Source organism: Candidatus Protofrankia californiensis, from assembly GCF_900634765.1.
In the GTDB taxonomy this organism is placed as follows: domain Bacteria; phylum Actinomycetota; class Actinomycetes; order Frankiales; family Frankiaceae; genus Protofrankia; species Protofrankia californiensis.
In genome coordinates this window covers 1-4182 of record NZ_CAAAFT010000176.1, presented here as the reverse complement: position 1 = coordinate 4182, position 4182 = coordinate 1, and the positions used below count along the sequence as shown (strand labels likewise).

Genomic DNA, 4182 nt, shown 5'->3' with positions numbered 1-4182 from the left:
GGACATGTCAATCCGGCATACCAGTCGGCGTGTCAGTAGGCGTGTCAGTCGGCGTGTCAGTAGGCGCCCTCACGGCGCACGACAGCGAACAACGTCCGCCACAGGATGACGAAATCCATCGCCAGGGACCAGTTCTCGACGTAGCGCAGGTCCAGGCGGACGGACTCGTCCCACTCCAGGTCCGACCGGCCGCTGATCTGCCACAGCCCGGTGAGCCCGGGCTTGACCATCAGCCTGCGATGCGCGTCGTCCTCGTAGCGGGCCACCTCCGACGGCAGCGGCGGGCGTGGGCCGACCAGCGACATGTTCCCGTTGAGGACGTTGAACAGCTGGGGCAGTTCGTCGAGTGACCACTTACGCAAAAAGCGACCGACCGGAGTCACCCGCGGATCGTCGCGTATTTTGAACAACAGGCCCTCGGAACGCTCGTTCGCCGTACGAAGCCCCTCCAGACGCGCCTCGGCATCGGTGTACATGGAGCGGAACTTGTACATGCGGAACGTCTCGCCGCCACGGCCCACCCGGATCTGTTTGAAGATTGCCGGTCCACGACTGGTCACCCGGACGGCAATCCCGATGGCTAACAGGAACGGCGCTAAGATCAGCAGCGCGCCCAGCGCGAGAACGCGGTCGACGCATGCCTTCAAAACCCGCCGGGCACCGGTGAGCTCAGGTTCCTCGATATGCAGCAGAGGAAGTCCCGCGACCGGACGAATCGAGATCCGGGGGCCGGTGACGTCAGTGAGCGCCGAACTCACGAGAACGTCGACGTCGCTGCCCTCGAGGGCCCACATCACCCGGCGGAGCGTTTCGCCGTCCATTTGCGGGCAGATTGCGACGGTCGTCGCCATGGTTGCCCCGATGGCTGTGTGCAGGCTTTCCAGCGTCCCCACTATGGGAACACCGAGCAGATCGAAACCGCTTCGTTCGAGCCGGTCGTGGCTGTGCCGTCCGGGCAGTCGGTCCAGGCAGACACCGACCACCGACCACCCCGACGTCGGGTCGCGCTGGGCCAACCGTACGAGTGTCGCCGCGGCCTCGCCGGCGCCTATTACCAGGACTCTGTGCAGGCAGCGCCCGTTGCGGCGCATACGGTGCAAGATCCCCCGCCCGCCGCAACGCCCAACGACCGCAAGCAGCGTCGCCATGGGGAACGCGATGAGGAGGTAGCTCCGGGCAATCTCAAGTTTCGTCGCGTAGGAAATCACCGCGACGCACGCGGTGATTCGGGCGGACGCGTTGACAACCCGTCTGAATTCCTCCGACCCGCCGCCGAGAAACCGCCCCTCGTACGCACGTCCGAATGCCATCGACAGCACCCAGGCCAACGGCAGCAGACCACTCATCACGATATATGGCCACGACGACACCACCGGATTGTCACCGAAGCGCACCAGAAATGCCACGATCGTGGCCAGGACACAACCCAGCGCATCGAATATCACGAGAAGTCGAACATACCTGCGTTCCCAGTCGACCTGGGCCCGGTAACCGACCCTTCTTTCCAGCGTGCCGGTGGCTGCCGGCGTCGATTTCGCCGACCGACGGCGCCGTCGTCGCCGGACGAGTCGGGACGCGTCAGCAAAACCAGAATCATCGTGTGGCCACGCGCTGAAACCGTGTACAACGGGTGTCGGTCCGACACCTGTTGACACCCGCGCGTCACCGGGCATTATATCCGTCACTGCCAGCCCCCCCCAGGACTCGAGCACGTTTTCGTCCGCTACGATCAGAAAATTTCGATCCGCGTCGATCCATTGTTCGGTCGGCGTCCGGCCGGACACCTTCCGCAACCGTTACGCGCAGGCGCCCGCATGACATGCGGGTACTCACGGGAATCTTCGCAACTACCGTGGAAAAGCATGGACAGCCTCGGGATCAGCCCTTACCGCAGGCTGCCCAGCGGCTGTCGAGCATCGTGACGGGCCTGTCGAATTTCCCCGGCCAAACAGCCGGTCAATAGCACGGAGAAAACCTACTGGTACTGCCGGACAGGTAATCCAGCGACCTCCTCGCGGCTACGGCAAGCGACCAGTCGGGCAACGTGGGCCAGACCTCCACAAACATGCGGCGACTGATGCTAGCAGAGATCCGACACCGCTCACGACATGGGACAAACCCGCCCGCCGCCCACCAGCTACTTCAGTCACTTCGGCCGTAATTGCGATGTAATACCCTGTTTATCTAGAAAATTCCGATCCCACTGAGCCGAATGCACACTACATCCACATAAAATGTTACGGAAAGTAACATAATCAACAAAATACTACGAAATAATTGCAGCATGCAATCAGTCTGCTACCAGATCGTGGCCATGGCAGGAAGCATCTCCGCCGAGACCGAGACCCAAGCCGAGGCCGGGATGTCTTGTGGACGGCCCGGCACGGCCATGGCAACGCACACCTTCACCGCACAGCCGCAGCCCTGCAGGGCCGCGGCCTGTCACGGCAGGGCTGCGACAAGATCGGCAATCGGCTTGCGGACGCCGGTGAAGAACGGTATCTCCAGGCGGGTGTGCGCCCGCGCCCGGCTGGCGCGCAGGTGCCGGAGACAGTCGACGATCCGGTGCAGTTCGTCCGCCTCGAACGCCAGCAGCCACTCGTAGTCGCCCAGCCCGAACGCAGCCACTGTGTTCGCCCGGACATCGGCGAACTCCCGGCCCATGATCCCGTGCTCGGCGAGCATGCCGCGACGCTCGTAGTCGGGAAGCAGGTACCACTCCAGCGACCTGTTGAACGGGTAGACGCATACATACGCCCTGGGATCCTCGCGCCGGACGTAGGCGGGAACATGATTGCGGTTGAACTCGGCCGGCCGGTGCAGGCCGACCCCCGACCACACCGGGGCCAGGGCCCGCCCGAGCGCGCTCTGGCGGAACCGCTGGTAGGTCTCCTGCAGCAGGTCGGGGTCGGGGCTGGTCCACCACAGCAGGACGTCGGCGTCCGCCCGGTAGCCGCTGAGGTCGTAGACGCCCCGGGTGTAGACGTCCTTGGCGAGAGCCCCGTCCAGCAGGTCCTCCACCTCGGCCACGACCGCCGCGCGGTCCGCGGGCAGGGCGTCACGCGCCGCAAAGACCGACCAGGACGTGTACAGCAGCTCGGCGTTGAGGTCCCGGGCGGAGGGGGCGGGATCGGTTCGGGAGGTCTCGGTTCTGGGAGTCTCGGACATGGCCCAATTGTCACCCACCGAGCCGTCAGCGACCCGCCGGTGCCCGCGAGGTCCGCTCACTGTCCGACCCGGACTGTGTCGTCGGAACGCAGCACCGTCTCCGCGGCGGCCTCGCCGGATCGGACGCACGCCGCAATGCCCACCCCGTCGTACCCGGCACCGGCCAGCGCGAGGCCGGCGGGCAGCATCCCGCGCGCCGCCGCCGTCCGCTCGAGATGGCCTGGAAGGTACTGCGGGAGCGCGGCGTCCCACCGGGTCACGCGGCTTGCCAGCGGTCGGGCCGCAAGACCCGTCGCGGCAGCGAGTTCGGCCGCGACGACACCGGCAAGCTCGACGTCGGAACGCTCCAGATCACCTTCGTCGCCGGCCCGGCCGACGCTTGCCCGCACGACGGTCAGACCGGCGTCCGTCGACAGGTGCGGCCACTTCGCGGACAGGAACGTGGCTGCTTTCAGGACACTGCCCTCACGCGGTGGGACGAGGTAGCCGCTGCCCGGCGGCAGCCGTACCCCACGGTAGAGCAGGGTGATCAACGCCACGGAGGTGTACGGGACCGCGGCCAGTGGCGCGGCCGCGTACGGCGCCACCGATGTCAGGATCTTCCGGGCCTCGTGCGCGGGCACGGCGAGGATCACCGCATCGGCCTCGATGTCCCACGGACCCGACCCGCCGGCGGCGTCGGCACCGAGAGCGATGTCGCTACCGATGTCGGCACCGGCGTCATCCGGTACGGCCCGCGGGCCGCTCCCGACGACGCTCACCCGCCAGCCGAGGGGGGTCGGGCTCACCGCGCGGACGCTCGTACCCAGCAGGATCTTCGCCTCGCTGGCGTCCGCGACAGCCGCGGCGAACCGTCCCAGACCGCCACGCACCGAGGCGAACATCGGCGTACCGGCGGGGTCGGCCGGTGCCGTCCGGGCCCGTACCCGGTACGCGCCGAGCAGCAGCGAGCGGCTCTCGGACATGATCGGAGTGAGCTGCGGAACCGTGGCGCGCAGCGACATGGCGTCAGCC

Annotated in this window: 3 protein-coding genes; all 3 read right to left on the bottom strand. The window is 66.7% G+C overall.

The genetic code is table 11. From position 1 onward, the window contains the following. Positions 1-56: 56 nt before the first annotated feature. Positions 57-1508: a sugar transferase gene (locus DD1DGNOD_RS09895; protein ID WP_131766379.1), complete on the bottom strand. Its 1452-nt coding sequence runs from the start codon at positions 1506-1508 to the stop codon at positions 57-59. Between the two features lie 934 nt (positions 1509-2442). After that, positions 2443-3168 (bottom strand): hydrogen peroxide-dependent heme synthase, encoded by a 726-nt coding sequence (gene hemQ, locus DD1DGNOD_RS09890; protein WP_131766331.1) that lies wholly within the window; start codon positions 3166-3168, stop codon positions 2443-2445. A 56-nt stretch (positions 3169-3224) separates the two neighbouring features. After that, a partial coding sequence (locus tag DD1DGNOD_RS09885) for a protoporphyrinogen/coproporphyrinogen oxidase (RefSeq protein ID WP_206443056.1) occupies positions 3225-4182 on the bottom strand: 958 nt, incomplete at its 5' end.